Origin of the sequence: Bacillus sp. 105MF, assembly GCF_000374885.1 — a bacterium.
Taxonomy (GTDB): Bacteria; Bacillota; Bacilli; order Bacillales; family Bacillaceae_G; genus Bacillus_A; species Bacillus_A pseudomycoides.
Window position 1 is genome coordinate 56,247 of record NZ_KB895571.1, and the last position, 13,934, is coordinate 70,180.

The window sequence follows — 13,934 nt, forward strand, 5'->3', positions numbered from 1 at the left end:
TAGTAGCTTTATAAGTGTAAGTTAAAGGTGGTGTGTGAACAGTTCATAATGAGGATTTATATTTTATTATTTGATATTTAATGAGGTTAATTTCTAAAAAAAGAGAGTAAAAATAGTGGTACTTTATTAACTTCCAAGTGAAATATAGTGATGCAAAAGAAAGAAGTGAAATGAATGTGAGTGTAGTAAGAAAACTAGGAATCTGGATGGTAATGGTATGTGTGTTACTGATACTGGCACCGAGCGCGGCTTCCGCTCATGCTTATATTGTTAAATCAAATCCTGCAGAAAATGAAACATTAGAAAAAGCACCTTCCGTTGTAAGGATTGAATTTGATGAAATGCTTCAATCCTCACACTTTAATACAGTATTCGTAAGGGATGCTTCAGGGAAACGAGTAGATTTAAAAAATGCTCATATTGATAAAAAGAATCCCAAATTATTAGAAGCTGGAGTGGAACAAAATATACCAAATGGTACGTATTCCATTCAGTGGAAAGCTATTTCTGCTGATGGGCATCCCATTCAAGGGGTCATTCCGTTCCGTATTGGAACAGAGGGAAAGGGAACGAGTGATATACAAGCCGAAGTTCCCTTACATATCAAATCTATATTTTGTTAAAGTTTGCTGTTTAGAGATTCCTCTAACATATCTTCTAACTCGTTCTTTGTCTCCTCAGTGCACAATTATGTATTGAACTAAATACATTTATGCATAGTTTTTCCAAATTATATTTGATAATATAGATAAACGGACATTAAATACATAATATATTAATAGTTAGGGAGGTATTAGAATTGAAAAGAACACCTGAATTTATACTAGGTTTAATTGGTGGTATTTTTGGAGTTATAGGTTCTTTTATTATATTGATGATAGCTATAACTGCTATGGATGGTTATATTGATTATAAACTTTTAAATTATTATTCTATTTTATTAATTATTCAAATAGGGCTGTTAGTTTTAGCATGTTCAGTAAATAAGGTTAACAATATAGCCTATGGACTTTGTATGATATTACTCCCATTAGTAACATTGGTTATGTCATTATTCCTTTTACTTATTCCAGTAATTCTTCAAATTATTTCTGGTGGATTTGCATTTCGATCTTTAAAGCAAGAACCTCATTAAAACATTTAGTTATTACGAAATAACGGTAATTATATATAAGGATTAATTTAAAAAATATTTTTGAAGGATGGTATTGTAATTTGAAACGCACTGTAGAATTTGTAATCGGCTTAATCGGAGGAATCTTAGGACTCTTACTTTCTTTATTTATTGTAATTGGTAGTATTTCCTACACTAGTTCTCACACTAGTTCTGGAGGTATTGAAGAATATATTATCATTACTTCTAGCATCGCCTTAATTATTCAAATAGGCCTATTAGTATTAGCTTGTTGTGTTAATAAAATAAATAATAAAACTTATGGTATTTGTATGATTGTATTAAGTATAATTTCATTGTTTTTAGGATTATTTATATTATTTCTTCCAGTGGTTTTACAAATCATTTCAGGTGCATTTGCATTTAGAACATTAAAACAGGAATATAATTAAAACTACAACCGACTAATAAATCTAATAAAAAACTTCCTTATCATACAAATAATAGGGTGTTTTTTTGTTGTATGAAGGTACAACGATAGAATTCATTTTGAAATATAATCTAGGCACGTAATAAACAAATAGGTAGAAAAGGGGTATTAAATTGTTACCTACAGTATTAGATTATGCAGTTAGAACTGTATTCTTTGTTCTTCAAACGTTCCAATCTCTTCAACTGGTAATCGAGAAGTATATGCAAGATTATAATTATGATCGTTATCAATGGACACTCAAAAAAATGGCTCCGGTACAATACCGGAACCATCTTTTAAGTGCCTAATTTTTAAAGGTCTTTTTATTAAACTGCCCATTTTATAGGGTACAGTTCATAGGCTCTTTCTTTTTTATCCCGCATTAACGGACAGTAACACTTCCCCCTCAAAATTCAGCGAAAGCAAAGAAGTTAGGTGGGAGATGAACTGTCCGTAAAAGCCCGATTGGTGAGGGCTAATAATCAGTGGGGAATGGAGAAAACCCCCACTGATTAAAGTTTCACTTTATATTTAATTAACATTTTTTGGGTTCAATAGACTGTTTCATGATGAGCGATTTCGGTTTTATATTTACAAAGCAAATGCTTACGACAATAAATAGAAGGCCAACAAATAAGCTAATTGTAATCGCCTCATGTAGGAAAATAGAACTTATAATAATTGCGATAAGTGGAATAAGAAATGTATAGGCACCAACTTTACTTGCTTCTCCAGCTCCGACAAGTGTAAAGTAAGCGAGCCAGCCCATTGCGATAACAAAGATTGAGATGAATAGTAGTACGATTACAAATGGTATGCTCCAAGCGATGCTGGACCAGCTTTCAAATTCTGAACCGAAGCCAATTAAGAAAAATCCACCGATAATAAGTTGAAGTGTCACCATCCAAATTGCGTTTACACGGTTTCCAGTTTTTTTGATAAACACTGTACCAAGCGCCCATCCAATTGCACATCCTAAAGCAAGTAAGATGCCGATGACAGAAATATGTCCAGTTAAGCTACTAGAGCTAATAACGGCAACGCCCGCAAATCCAAGAATAAGACCAAAAATTTTCAAGCCATACATTGCTTCTTCCAGCCAAATCCAAGAGAAAATTCCAAGTAAGACAGGCTGAAGAAATACAATAGCGGAAAAGAGTCCAGCGGGCATATACTGAAGCCCTACAGTTTGTAGTCCGTAAAATAAAATAATGTTGAGTAGAGCTGAAATAAAGTATAAATGCCAAGTTTCTTTTAGATGTAACTGTTTGTATTTTGGCAATGCAAAAATAAGTAGAATGAATCCTCCAATTATTGTTCTAATTCCTGCAAACAATACGGGCGGTGTATAATGCAGAGCGAATTTAGATAAAGGCCAATTACCCCCCCACATAAGAACGAGAAATGAAAGGATTATGACCGTTTTTGTTCGTGAAAGCTGTGTCACGATAATACCTCCTTGTTGTATATCATTTCACTATGATATGATATTGAACACGATAAATAAAATGAATCTTTTTTATAAGGAGTATAAGTAATTTGTTATGACCATTACACAACTTCAAGTTTTTATAAAAGTAGTTGAACTAGGAAGTTTTACGAAGGCAGCTCGAGTTTTAAATATGACACAACCAGCTGTGAGCCATGCTATTTCTAGTGTTGAATCGGAACTCGGTGTAACGCTTATTATACGCGATAAAAGGAAAGGTCTAATTCTGACTGATGTAGGAAATCGGATTCTTGTTCATTTTCGAGAAATTTTAAATGGCGTTGAGAAAGTAGAACAAGAGGTTGCGATGGAGAAAGGGCATGAAGTCGGGACGATTCGAATCGGAAGCTTTCCAAGTGCATCAGCATATTTCTTGCCTAGAATGATTAATATCTTTCGTGAAAAATATCCGAATTTAGAGCTAGTTCTCCATGAAGGAACACTGAAAGAAGTAGAAGAGTGGCTATTATCACGTGTAATTGATGTCGGAATTGTTATTTTGCCCAATAAAGAAATGGAGATTGTACCGTTAACGAGGGGGAAAATGGTTGTTGTTCTGCATAATGATCATCCTCTTTGTGAGAAAGAAGCTATTACAATAAATGATTTAGAGGGTGAACCAATTATTTTATTTAAGGGAGGATACGAACCACCAATTATTGATATGTTTAAACAAGCAGGTGTACCACTTCGAGTTGAGTATGCGGTGTCTACCGTTACAACATCTTTAAATATGATTCAAGAGGGGTTAGGTTTAGCGATATTAGCTGAATTATCTTTAACGAATTTACCTCCAAATGTCAAAACGAAAGAATTAGCACCTCAAGTATGGAGGGAAATTGCTTTAGCTGTTCCTTCATTAAGGGAATCTTCACTAGCTGTTCAACTATTTATTGAAGAGTTCCAAGGGCTATTCGCAGAATGATAAAGAGCATCTCATATATGATAATGAGATGCTTATTTGTTTTTAACTATAATAATGTCCAAAAAAATCTATAAAAAGGATTGACTTATTTTTTAGTTGTAACTATAATGATTACATCGAGGTGGTGATCATGATGAAAATTAGTAGCCGCTTTTCTATAGCTGTTCATATTTTATCTATTTTGAAAAACAATTCATCTTCTATTTGTACTTCAGAATTTATCGCTGAGAGTGTAAATACAAATCCGGTTGTAATTCGAAAAATAATGTCTGACTTAAAACGGGCTGAGTTTGTTTATGTAAATCGAGGGCCAGGTGGGGCTGAACTATTAAAGGATTTAAATGAGATTACATTATTAGATGTGTATCATGCAGTAAATGTAGTTGAGGCAGATAAGTTATTTCATATTCATGAACAACCCAATCCAGATTGTCCAATTGGAGCAAATATTCAAGCTGTATTAGAAGTGGTTTTGGTTCAAGCGCAATCTGCAATGGAAGAAGTTTTAAAAAATATCACGATGGAGAATTTGTTTGAATCGTTACAAGAGAAAATAAATGCTTGAAATAAGGATTGAAACATGCAAAGTTCTATAAAAAAGAGAGTGCATATTTTTTTCTTATAAATGTAACCAAATTAGTTACAACTAATGACAATTAATGAAGGTAAGGTGTAATTATATGACTGTAAAAATGAAAGTGTACTCTGATTTTATTTGTCCATTTTGTTTTTTGGCAAAGGGCCCATTGGATGAAGTAGCTAAGGAAAAAGATGTAGAAATTGAATGGATGCCATTCGAATTACGTCCAAGTCCATATGCAAAAATTGATCCATGGCAAGAACCAGATAAATTAAGTTCTTGGGATTCGTTTATTCTTCCTACTGCGAAAAAGTTAGGAGTTGAGATGAGTTTACCACGTGTTTCACCTCATCCATATACACACTTTGCATTTGAAGGATATCAATTTGCGAAGGAACATGGTTTGGAAAATGCTTTTCATCATCGAGTGTTTACAGCATTTTTCCAGGAAGAACAAAATATTGAAGAGATAGATGTACTAACAAAGTTAGCAGGTGAAGTAGGGCTTCCTGAAGCTGAATTTAAAGAAGCTTTAATAACTCGTAAATATAAAGAGAAACATCAAAAAGCAATCCAACACGCATACGATGAAGCAAATATTATGGCTGTTCCAACGGTAATGATTGGAGACGAAGTAATTCAAGGTCTTGCTAGTAAGGAAATGCTAGAAAGAGTAATTGATAAAGAAATACAAAAGGGAAAAACAAATTCATTTGATGGAATGCAATGTACAACTGATGGATATTGCTAATACTTGTCTTCAATTGAAGAATCAAATCTATTTGTTTAAATAAATTATACAACTTATATACTTGGAGGAATTAACATGTCAGTAACTAGAACAAATTTAAAAGATGCAATCGTGAACCGTCGTTCAATCCGTAAAGTAACAAAAAATGCTACGATTACAAAAGAAAGAATTCAAGATGTTTTAAAAACAGCTTTACACGCACCATCATCTTTCAACATGCAAAGTGGTCGTATGGTTGTATTAATGGATGCAGAGCATGAAAAGTTCTGGGATATTGTAAAAGAAACACTTAGAGCGCGTGTGCCAGCAGAAAATTTTGAAGCAACTGTTGAAAGACTAAAAGGTTTCCATGATGGAGTGGGGACAGTATTATTCTTTGAAAATCAAGCAACTGTAAAACAAATGCAAGAAAATGCACCTTTATATAAAGAGCAGTTCCCATATTGGTCTCACCAAGGGAGTGCAATGTTACAATATGCTGTTTGGATGTCATTATCTGCAGAGGGAATCGGAGCATCATTACAACACTACAATCCAATTGTAGATGCTGAAGTGAAAGAAACATGGGATATTCCAGCAGAATGGAGCTTAGTAGCACAAATGCCATTTGGTGAGCCAAATGAACAACCAGGAGAAAGAACGTTCTTACCTACTGAAGATGTAGTGAAATTTTATTAAAATGTACGACTGGAAGTATAAATATATATAGCAGAAAAAGAAGCTGTTTTGACAAATAGCTTCTTTTTTTATGTAAATGATTTTAAGGATTAATTGAAAAATATAAATAAAGTTGTTTAATCTTTTATGGGAAATTTGGTTTTAAAACCGAAGGCATTCTAAAAAATGACAAATTCCGTTCTGCCGACCAATACTATAACACCGTTGATGTGGGAGGATTTCATGTGTGATGTCTTGTGCATAGTCTGTATTTTACTGCGCAATAAAAGAATGAAACAATTTTATTGTAAATTAAACGACTTTATTTGTAATTAAAAACCCTTATCCCGCATTAGCGGGCAGTAAGACCCCCACCTCAAAATTTGGCAAAAGCAAAGAAGTTAGGTGGGGATGAACTGCCCGTAAAAGCCCGATTGGTTCAACTAATAATCAGTGGGGGATGAAGAAAAACCCCACTGATTAAAGTTTCACTTTATTGTTCAGGTACACTAATACTTAATTTGTTATGGTATGAGTATGAACTCTTCGTTTAGGGAAGAAATATAATAAATAATATTTGCTCGATTCAATGAAAGTTTATAAAAGGATGTGTAATTATGAATAAAGAGAAGAAATATACAGTTGTAGGCACAGATATTGATGAAGTGAAACGTTTAAATAAAAATTCTGGGTTAACGTATAATCAAGTAAAGGAGTTACTAGCAAAGCGGATGAAGCGGAAATAAGGAAATAAAATAGTAGTCATGAATCATACGTTTATCTCGCTATTTGCGGGCAGTAATCCCCCCTCAAAATTCAGTGCAAGAAAAGAAGTTAGGTGGCAGATGAAGCCCCCGCTGATGGAAGTTTCTAGTTATGGCTTATTTGTTTCTGTATTTTGAATAAAAACTCTTAAAATATCAGAAAATGATAGAATTATTTTGAATAGGTTATGTATATCAGTAGTTATCCAAAAAATGAAAAAGACTAAGATTGTGTGTTGTGATGTATATACTAATATAGTTTTACGCTTTGATATGGAATAAGAAAATAAGACAATTAAAAAGAAAAAGAGGACACTTTCAAATTAGTGAGAAAGATTGTCTTTAGAAGTTCATAAAATGTCTTAATATAGTAACAAATAAACGGTTAGTACTTTCATGAATATATGGAATTTCCATCCGTCGAAGGGGGAGAGTGAGACTTAATGATTCAAATGAAAAATTTCTTTCAAAGTAGAGGGTTTCAGAGGCTTCTTATATTAGTCATTTTAGCCCTTATATTATACGGGCTAAAAAGTATGATTAATTTAATATTGATTACCTTTATCCTTACGTTTCTAATGGATCGCTTTCAAAGATTTATTTCTGAAAAACTTAATCGTTTTGTACGGATAAATAGGAAAGTGATTATCGCCTTTTTATACATTGTTTTAGTTACGTTTATTGTTGCTACGTTATATAAATATTTGCCTGTATTAACGATACAAATTTCACAATTGATTTACCAGTTCAAATTGTTTTTTAAAAATCCCCCTGATAATGAAATGATAAGATATGTGTTTTCTGCAATTAATCAGATGGAAGTATCAAAATATATTGAACAAGGTGTGGATGTTATTTATCAATCTTTGGCGAATATTGGAAAGATAAGTTTACAAATTTTACTTTCCCTTATTTTAAGTTTATTTTTCTTATTAGAAAAAGAGCGTATCATTGTTTTTACTTCAAAATTTGAGAATAGTAAACTTAGTATTTTTTATGAGGAAATTGCATACTTTGGTCAGAAATTTGCGCGTTCATTTGGAAAAGTCATTGAGGCACAGTTTTTAATTGCCGTTGTAAACTGTATTCTTTCTGTCATTGCACTAGTATTTTTAGGTTTCCCGCAGCTACTTGTATTAGCGGTTATGATATTCTTGCTTGGTTTAATTCCTGTTGCAGGTGTTATTATTTCACTATTTCCACTTTGTATCATTGCGTATAATATTGGTGGAATTGCATATGTCGTATACATATTAATTTTTATTGCAGTTATTCATGCAATTGAAAGTTACTTCTTAAATCCGAAATTTATGTCCGCAAAAACGAATTTACCCATTTTTTATACGTTTATGGTTCTTATCTTTTCAGAGCATTTTTTAGGAATATGGGGACTCATTATTGGAATTCCAATCTTTATCTTTTTACTTGATGTGCTTGAAGTGTACGATGGAGAGAAATCGGACCTAAATACGGAATGAATTTTTAAGCTATGCAAAAAGCAATCCAAGTATTTTGGATTGCTTTTTTTGCAAGGTCATAATTAGCATGTATTTTACAGTATAGGAGCCATTGTTTCTTTTAGTACTTGAACAGAGTGATCGAACTTTAATTCTTCATCTTCACTTAATTCAACTTCTAAAATTTCACGAACACCTTGACGATTCAAGACTGCAGGAACACCGATATAAACATCTTTTTGTCCATATTGACCTTCAAGATATGCAGATACAGTTAATACGCTATTTTCATCATTTAAGATTGCTTTTGTTACACGTAAAAGGGACATACCGATTCCGTAGTATGTTGCACCTTTTCGTTCAATGATGTGATAAGCAGCATCGCGAACATTTATAAAGATTTCATCTAAATCTTTTTGATTAAGGTCATTATCTTTTTCAAGAATCGTTTGTAGTTTTTGAATTCCGATTGATACGTGGCTCCAAACTGGAAGTTCTGTATCACCATGTTCACCGATGATGTAAGCATGAATATTGTGAGAGTCAATATTGAAATATTCTCCTAACATATAGCGGAAACGGGCAGAATCTAGAGTTGTACCAGAACCAATTACACGTTCTTTTGGTAATCCAGATTCTTTCCAAGTTACGTAAGTTAAAATATCTACAGGGTTTGTAGCAATTAAGAAGATACCATCAAATCCGCTATCCATAATACTACGAACAATTTGTTTAAAGATTTTAGCATTTTTTTCAACTAAATCTAAACGTGTTTCACCTGGTTTTTGTGGTAAACCAGCAGTAATTACAACAAGATCTGCATCTTTACAATCTTCATAGCTGCCTTTCCAAACTCTTGTTGGTGCTGGAGCAAAGGGAACTGCATGACTTAAATCCATTGCTTCTCCTTCTGCTTTTGCCTCGTTTACATCAACGAGAACAAATTCTTCTGCAACACCTTGGTTAATCATGCAGTAAGCATAACTACATCCTACTGCACCAGTTCCTACTAATACAACACGGTTAATACCTTTTTTCATATGATAATTCCTCGCTATTTCAGTAATTTTGATATGTAAGAAAGAACATGTCTTACTTCTATAGATTCTAACCTAGTTTATTACATTTCATAAAAGATATTCAAGTATTTCAAAATACATCCGTTTATATAGTTGTGAATCATAGGGAATGAAACATGAGTATCCTCTCTTGAATGTAATCTTTATTAAGAGAAGAAAATTAGGATGCTGAATCCATTAACAATGGAACAGATAATTTATATTATTCATACTATACTTATGAAGACAGAGCATCCGAAATATATATAGGAATACAAAACAACCGGAGTGTTTTGTTTACAAATTGCAGTTATTTTAATAAAATAATAAATATAAATCGTAATAATTACGCTTTAAAGTATATTAAAAGCATAGAAATGGATGGTCTGTCATATGAGTAAAGTAGAAATTCATATATTAGGTGGTTTTTTAGGAAGTGGGAAATCCACATTGCTACAAAATTTACTACTAGCAGAAAAGAAGAAAAATCGAAAAGTTGCTGTTTTAATGAATGAAATAGGAGAATACTCGGTAGATACAGATATTATAGGGAAAGAGAATATTTTAAGAGAACTTTTAAAAGGTTGTATTTGTTGCACGTTAAAAGATGAACTTGAGATTCAGTTACATTCTTTATATCAACAAGAGAGACCAGATGTAATTTATATAGAAACAACAGGAGTTGCTCACCCAATTGAAGTATTAGATGCATGCCTGTCACCTATTTTAGCTCCTTATCTTGACGTGAAATCCATCGTTGTTGTATTAGATGCAATGAGATGGTTAAATCGTGATACACTAAGTAAAAATATTCAACAACTTTTAAATGAACAAATCAAATACGGAAGTCATATCCTCATTAATAAATCAGATTTATTAAAAGATGAGGAGAAGAAAAAAGTTTTAGAAGAAGTAGCAGCAATTAATAAACATGCGAAATTGTATGGAACACAGTATTGTAATATATCTTTAGAGGATATAGAAGGTGTGGAACTTACAGAAAATGAAGAACATGAAACATTACATATGAAGCAGCATTTACATATACAAACGATGACATATCAATTTACAAAATCAATCGATCAAGATCAATTATATGAATGGCTTTCCAATTTATCGCAGGAAATTTATCGTGTAAAAGGATTTGTAAAATTTCATGGAGATAAATATCCGCACTTATTACAATACTCATTTGGTGTACCAATTTTATTGGAACAGGACTTTGGGTTTCCCACAAACTTGGTGATTATTGGTGAGAGTTTAGATAAGAAACAATTGGCAGAAGGATTAGGTGGTTTAGAGAGTAACTCGATTTCATAATTTTTGTTGATATCGAAAAGCAGCGTAGAATTATAGATTCTACGCTGCTTTTGCATGTATAAAAATGATAGTGATTGGAAAGTTAATATTATTTAAAGGAAGCGTAACCTTCATATGCTATAACAACTCTACTATTAATTAAACTTGCTTCTTCCAATGAAATAAGATAAACAGTATCTGCGATTTGCTCAGGTTGAGTTAATTTATTTCCTGTTACTTTTGTTTTCATTACATCAATTAACCCTGAATCGTTATAGCCTTGAATGATGGGTGTATCGACAATGACACCCGATTGCTACTGCAACCACGCCAATACCGTACCGAGCCAATTCTAAAGAAGCTAAGAGCTTTGTGAATAGATTCATACATGAAATGTAAATCGCACTGCATACTTTGGGTTTTTGAAGTGGATTATATTAGAATTAATTAGGGAGTAATCTTTCTGTGTTGTTCATAATTGACATTATTAGGGTGAATATGAGTTTTTTAAGTATAGGTTAAGAAGGTTGAAAGTAATATGCTTTGATCCAAGGAGAATAAGATGAATAAGAAATATAGTTTTAAAAGAACTATTATGATTCCAGCTTCAATAGCCGTTGGTTTAAATAATTTACTAAATTTAAGGAATAAGAATACTACAAATAAGAAGCGTTTTGTGGATTTTCATATACTATTTGATAAGAAAAAAACAATTGAAAACTTCCGTAATCTTTCTGAAGTATACCCAGCCCAAAAGGTGAAACGTAAAGGACATATTTCTCGATTTGATTATGATTTGAAGGATATGAATGTTACGTACAGCTATAATGGGAAACAATCAACTCTTGATGAGTTTCTTAAAAACACGACGGCGACAGGCTTTTTCATTATGAAAGATCATAAAGTTGTAAATGAGCGATACTTTCATGGAAATACGTGCAAATCTCTTAATACTTCATGGTCTGTAGCAAAATCTTTTTTATCTGCTTTAGTAGGTATAGCGATTGATGAAGGGGACATTAAATCAGTAAAGGATCCAATCATTGCTTATTTGCCAGAGTTAAAGGACTCCGGATATAAAAATGTTTCTATTAAGGAATGTCTACAGATGTGCTCTGGTATTTATTTCAATGAAGATTATCATAATTTGTCATCAGATTTTTATATGCTGATGCAAGCGTCATTGACTGCAAGTAAGAGTGTAAATGAGTATATAAATCAATTTAAGTATAAAGAATTTTCTGGGAAATTTTCTTATAAAAGTATAGATGCGCAAGTGTTAGGCATGCTGATTGCAAAAGCAACTGGACGGAACTTAGCACAATATTTGCAAGAGAAAATATGGGAACCGCTTGGAATGGAGTCCCATGCATTTTGGAATATAGGTAGTGATGGGAGCATGATATCTTATTCTTTCTTGAATGCTACGTTGAGAGATTTTGCTAGATTTGGATTACTCTACTTACATAATGGAAATTGGAAGGGGAAACAGATTATTTCTCAAGAGTGGATTCGAGAATCAACCATACCTGAAAGATATAATCTACTGAAAGATAATCAATCTCATTTCACTGATAATTATCAGTATCAATGGTGGACTCCTGGACCAGATTATATAGTTGGAGAATTTCTTGCTATAGGAATTTGGGGGCAGAATATTTATATAAACCAACCAGAAAACCTTGTTATTGTGAGAACAAGTGCTGATCCTAGTTTTGAAAAACATCACTACGAAATGTATGCTGTTTATCGTGCAATAGTAGACTTTTTACGTAAAGAGTCTTAAGAGTAGTGCGATTGGGGGAAAAGATTAACTCATTTTGGAAGTTAGTCTTTTTTGTAGGGCTAATATATTAGAGGAAGAGAACAGTTATTTTAATGTATTTGTTCAAGGGATGATATGTATAATGCGAATAATTGTATGAATATTTACAAATGTATTGGAAGGGATTTGGAAATGTCTGGCGAATGTAGAGGTACTTCGAGAAATTTCTATTGACAACATAGTTCACATTGTTAAAAACAAGAAGTCATGATTACGGATGGTTACTTTGGCGTATTTGATTCTATCAGAAAGTAAAGTATGGGGAGGATCACAATGTCAGCAAAAAAACGTAAGTGGCTAAAAATGGTGTTTACGGGATGTATTCTTGGTTCATTATTAGTAACAGCAGGATGTTCAGGGGAAAAAGCAAGTACAGATGATGAGAAGACGATTAAGGTAGGTGTTCTTGCTTCGTTAACAGGACCGCTTGAATCATATGGGAAACAAACGGTAAACGGGTTTGAACTAGGGCTAGATTACGCAACAGGCGGAACAGGGAAAGTAGATGGGAAGAAGATTAAGTTTGTTGTAGAAGATACGGAAACAAAAGCGGATGTAGCAGTTAAAAAAGCTACGAAACTATTAGAGGAAGACAAGGTTGATTTTCTTGTTGGATCTTCGAGTTCAAGTGATACATTAGCAGTGTTACCACTAGCGGAAGAATATGAAAAAATAATGGTTGTTGAACCTGCAGTTGCAGATAGTATTACGGGGAAGAACTGGAATAAATATATTTTTAGAACAGGCAGAAATTCATCTCAAGATGCAATTGCTGGTGCTGCATCCATCGCTAAGAAAGATGTAAAGATTGCAACACTTGCTCCAGATAACGCCTTTGGTCGTGAAGGAATTGCTGCATTTAAAGCGGGAGCGAAGAAGCTAGGGGCGAATATTGTAAATGAACAATATGCTGATACGAATTCTACTGATTTTACTGCAAATATTCAAAACATCATTAGTTCAAAACCAGATTATTTATTTATTGTTTGGGCTGGTGCGAATTCACCATGGAAGCAATTAAAAGATATGAATGTAGAAGCGCAAGGGATTAAGGTTTCAACGGGGGCACCGGATATACCAGCATTAAAGACGATGGATGCATTAGTGGGCATGCAAGGATTTTCAGTATATTATCATACACTTCCGAAAAATAAAGTGAACGAGTGGCTAGTGGAAGAACATAAGAAACGTTTCAATGGAACAGTTCCAGATTTGTTTACAGCTGGAGGAATGTCAGCAGCAATTTCCATCGTTGAAGGATTAAAGAAAACAAAAGGCGATACAGATGTTGATACGCTTATTAAGAAAATGGAAGGAATGGAATTTGAAACACCAAAAGGAAAAATGAAATTTAGAGAGAAAGACCACCAAGCTTTGCAAGCGCTTTATTCTATAACGCTACAAAAACAAGAGGGTGTTGATTATCCAGTACCTGTTCTAGAGCGAGAATTAACAATGAAAGAAACAGAGCCACCAATTCAAAAAATAGATTGAATATTCGGTAATAAAAAGATGTAAAGAGAGGAGGTTATTTCTCTTTACA

15 protein-coding genes and 1 pseudogene are annotated in these 13,934 nt (G+C 33.1%); 13 read left to right on the forward strand and 3 right to left on the reverse strand.

The features are described from left to right. Positions 1–170: 170 nt before the first annotated feature. The 4 genes and pseudogenes from C564_RS0111320 to C564_RS37385 all read left to right on the forward strand — a co-directional run. Positions 171–590 (forward strand): annotated as a pseudogene (locus tag C564_RS0111320) (copper resistance CopC family protein); the annotation flags it as partial. Between the two features lie 209 nt (positions 591–799). Further along, on the forward strand, positions 800–1,135 hold the full coding sequence (locus tag C564_RS0111325) for a DUF4064 domain-containing protein (RefSeq protein WP_018765412.1): 336 nt from the start codon (positions 800–802) through the stop codon (positions 1,133–1,135). An 80-nt stretch (positions 1,136–1,215) separates the two neighbouring features. After that, positions 1,216–1,566 (forward strand): DUF4064 domain-containing protein, encoded by a 351-nt coding sequence (locus tag C564_RS0111330; RefSeq protein WP_016114488.1) that lies wholly within the window; start codon positions 1,216–1,218, stop codon positions 1,564–1,566. 151 nt (positions 1,567–1,717) lie between these two features. Then, positions 1,718–1,894 carry an IS3 family transposase gene (locus C564_RS37385; protein ID WP_018765413.1) on the forward strand — a complete coding sequence of 59 codons (177 nt, stop codon included), beginning with the start codon at positions 1,718–1,720 and terminating at the stop codon, positions 1,892–1,894. 227 nt (positions 1,895–2,121) lie between these two features. Here the strand turns inward: C564_RS37385 and C564_RS0111340 are convergent, their stop codons facing one another. Then, complete coding sequence (locus C564_RS0111340; RefSeq protein ID WP_018765414.1) at positions 2,122–3,033, reverse strand: DMT family transporter; 912 nt, start codon at positions 3,031–3,033, stop codon at positions 2,122–2,124. A 97-nt stretch (positions 3,034–3,130) separates the two neighbouring features. Here C564_RS0111340 and C564_RS0111345 point away from each other — a divergent pair, with 97 nt between their 5' ends. The 6 genes from C564_RS0111345 (at position 3,131) to C564_RS0111370 (ending at position 8,230) form a co-directional block, all read left to right on the forward strand. Continuing rightward, positions 3,131–4,000, forward strand: a complete 870-nt coding sequence (locus C564_RS0111345; RefSeq protein ID WP_003196930.1) for a LysR family transcriptional regulator — start codon at positions 3,131–3,133, stop codon at positions 3,998–4,000. 133 nt (positions 4,001–4,133) lie between these two features. Continuing rightward, positions 4,134–4,565, forward strand: a complete 432-nt coding sequence (locus tag C564_RS0111350) for an Rrf2 family transcriptional regulator (RefSeq protein WP_018765415.1) — start codon at positions 4,134–4,136, stop codon at positions 4,563–4,565. A 115-nt stretch (positions 4,566–4,680) separates the two neighbouring features. Beyond that, on the forward strand, positions 4,681–5,331 hold the full coding sequence (locus C564_RS0111355) for a DsbA family oxidoreductase (protein WP_003196933.1): 651 nt from the start codon (positions 4,681–4,683) through the stop codon (positions 5,329–5,331). A 75-nt stretch (positions 5,332–5,406) separates the two neighbouring features. Then, on the forward strand, positions 5,407–6,009 hold the full coding sequence (locus tag C564_RS0111360; RefSeq protein WP_003196936.1) for a nitroreductase family protein: 603 nt from the start codon (positions 5,407–5,409) through the stop codon (positions 6,007–6,009). Between the two features lie 596 nt (positions 6,010–6,605). Further along, complete coding sequence (locus C564_RS38035; RefSeq protein WP_003196938.1) at positions 6,606–6,734, forward strand: hypothetical protein; 129 nt, start codon at positions 6,606–6,608, stop codon at positions 6,732–6,734. A 461-nt stretch (positions 6,735–7,195) separates the two neighbouring features. Next, positions 7,196–8,230, forward strand: coding sequence for an AI-2E family transporter (locus C564_RS0111370; RefSeq protein WP_018765416.1), 1,035 nt, complete (start codon positions 7,196–7,198; stop codon positions 8,228–8,230). A 74-nt stretch (positions 8,231–8,304) separates the two neighbouring features. On the opposite strand, the gene C564_RS0111375 is transcribed toward C564_RS0111370, so the two are convergent. Continuing rightward, positions 8,305–9,249, reverse strand: a complete 945-nt coding sequence (locus C564_RS0111375) for an L-lactate dehydrogenase (protein ID WP_018765417.1) — start codon at positions 9,247–9,249, stop codon at positions 8,305–8,307. A 411-nt stretch (positions 9,250–9,660) separates the two neighbouring features. On the opposite strand from C564_RS0111375, the gene C564_RS0111380 reads away from it, so the two are divergent. Beyond that, positions 9,661–10,587: a CobW family GTP-binding protein gene (locus C564_RS0111380; RefSeq protein WP_018765418.1), complete on the forward strand. Its 927-nt coding sequence runs from the start codon at positions 9,661–9,663 to the stop codon at positions 10,585–10,587. A gap of 88 nt (positions 10,588–10,675) precedes the next feature. Here C564_RS0111380 and C564_RS36740 read toward each other — a convergent pair whose 3' ends face one another. After that, on the reverse strand, positions 10,676–10,816 hold the full coding sequence (locus tag C564_RS36740) for a hypothetical protein (RefSeq protein WP_003196947.1): 141 nt from the start codon (positions 10,814–10,816) through the stop codon (positions 10,676–10,678). Positions 10,817–11,128: 312 nt separating this feature from the next. On the opposite strand from C564_RS36740, the gene C564_RS0111390 reads away from it, so the two are divergent. Continuing rightward, positions 11,129–12,352: a serine hydrolase domain-containing protein gene (locus tag C564_RS0111390; RefSeq protein WP_018765419.1), complete on the forward strand. Its 1,224-nt coding sequence runs from the start codon at positions 11,129–11,131 to the stop codon at positions 12,350–12,352. 312 nt (positions 12,353–12,664) lie between these two features. Then, on the forward strand, positions 12,665–13,885 hold the full coding sequence (locus C564_RS0111395; RefSeq protein WP_018765420.1) for a substrate-binding domain-containing protein: 1,221 nt from the start codon (positions 12,665–12,667) through the stop codon (positions 13,883–13,885). Positions 13,886–13,934 lie beyond the last annotated feature (49 nt).

Excerpts from the sequence above, each read along its gene's own strand:
- C564_RS0111345 (WP_003196930.1), top strand. The coding sequence starts at position 3,131 with ATGACCATTACACAACTTCAAGTTTTTATAAAAGTAGTTGAACTAGGA.
- C564_RS0111350 (WP_018765415.1), top strand. The coding sequence starts at position 4,134 with ATGAAAATTAGTAGCCGCTTTTCTATAGCTGTTCATATTTTATCTATT.
- C564_RS0111355 (WP_003196933.1), top strand. The coding sequence starts at position 4,681 with ATGACTGTAAAAATGAAAGTGTACTCTGATTTTATTTGTCCATTTTGT.
- C564_RS0111360 (WP_003196936.1), top strand. The coding sequence starts at position 5,407 with ATGTCAGTAACTAGAACAAATTTAAAAGATGCAATCGTGAACCGTCGT.
- C564_RS38035 (WP_003196938.1), top strand. The coding sequence starts at position 6,606 with ATGAATAAAGAGAAGAAATATACAGTTGTAGGCACAGATATTGATGAA.
- C564_RS0111370 (WP_018765416.1), top strand. The coding sequence starts at position 7,196 with ATGATTCAAATGAAAAATTTCTTTCAAAGTAGAGGGTTTCAGAGGCTT.
- C564_RS0111375 (WP_018765417.1), bottom strand. The coding sequence starts at position 9,249 with ATGAAAAAAGGTATTAACCGTGTTGTATTAGTAGGAACTGGTGCAGTA.
- C564_RS0111380 (WP_018765418.1), top strand. The coding sequence starts at position 9,661 with ATGAGTAAAGTAGAAATTCATATATTAGGTGGTTTTTTAGGAAGTGGG.
- C564_RS36740 (WP_003196947.1), bottom strand. The coding sequence starts at position 10,816 with ATGAAAACAAAAGTAACAGGAAATAAATTAACTCAACCTGAGCAAATC.
- C564_RS0111390 (WP_018765419.1), top strand. The coding sequence starts at position 11,129 with ATGAATAAGAAATATAGTTTTAAAAGAACTATTATGATTCCAGCTTCA.
- C564_RS0111395 (WP_018765420.1), top strand. The coding sequence starts at position 12,665 with ATGTCAGCAAAAAAACGTAAGTGGCTAAAAATGGTGTTTACGGGATGT.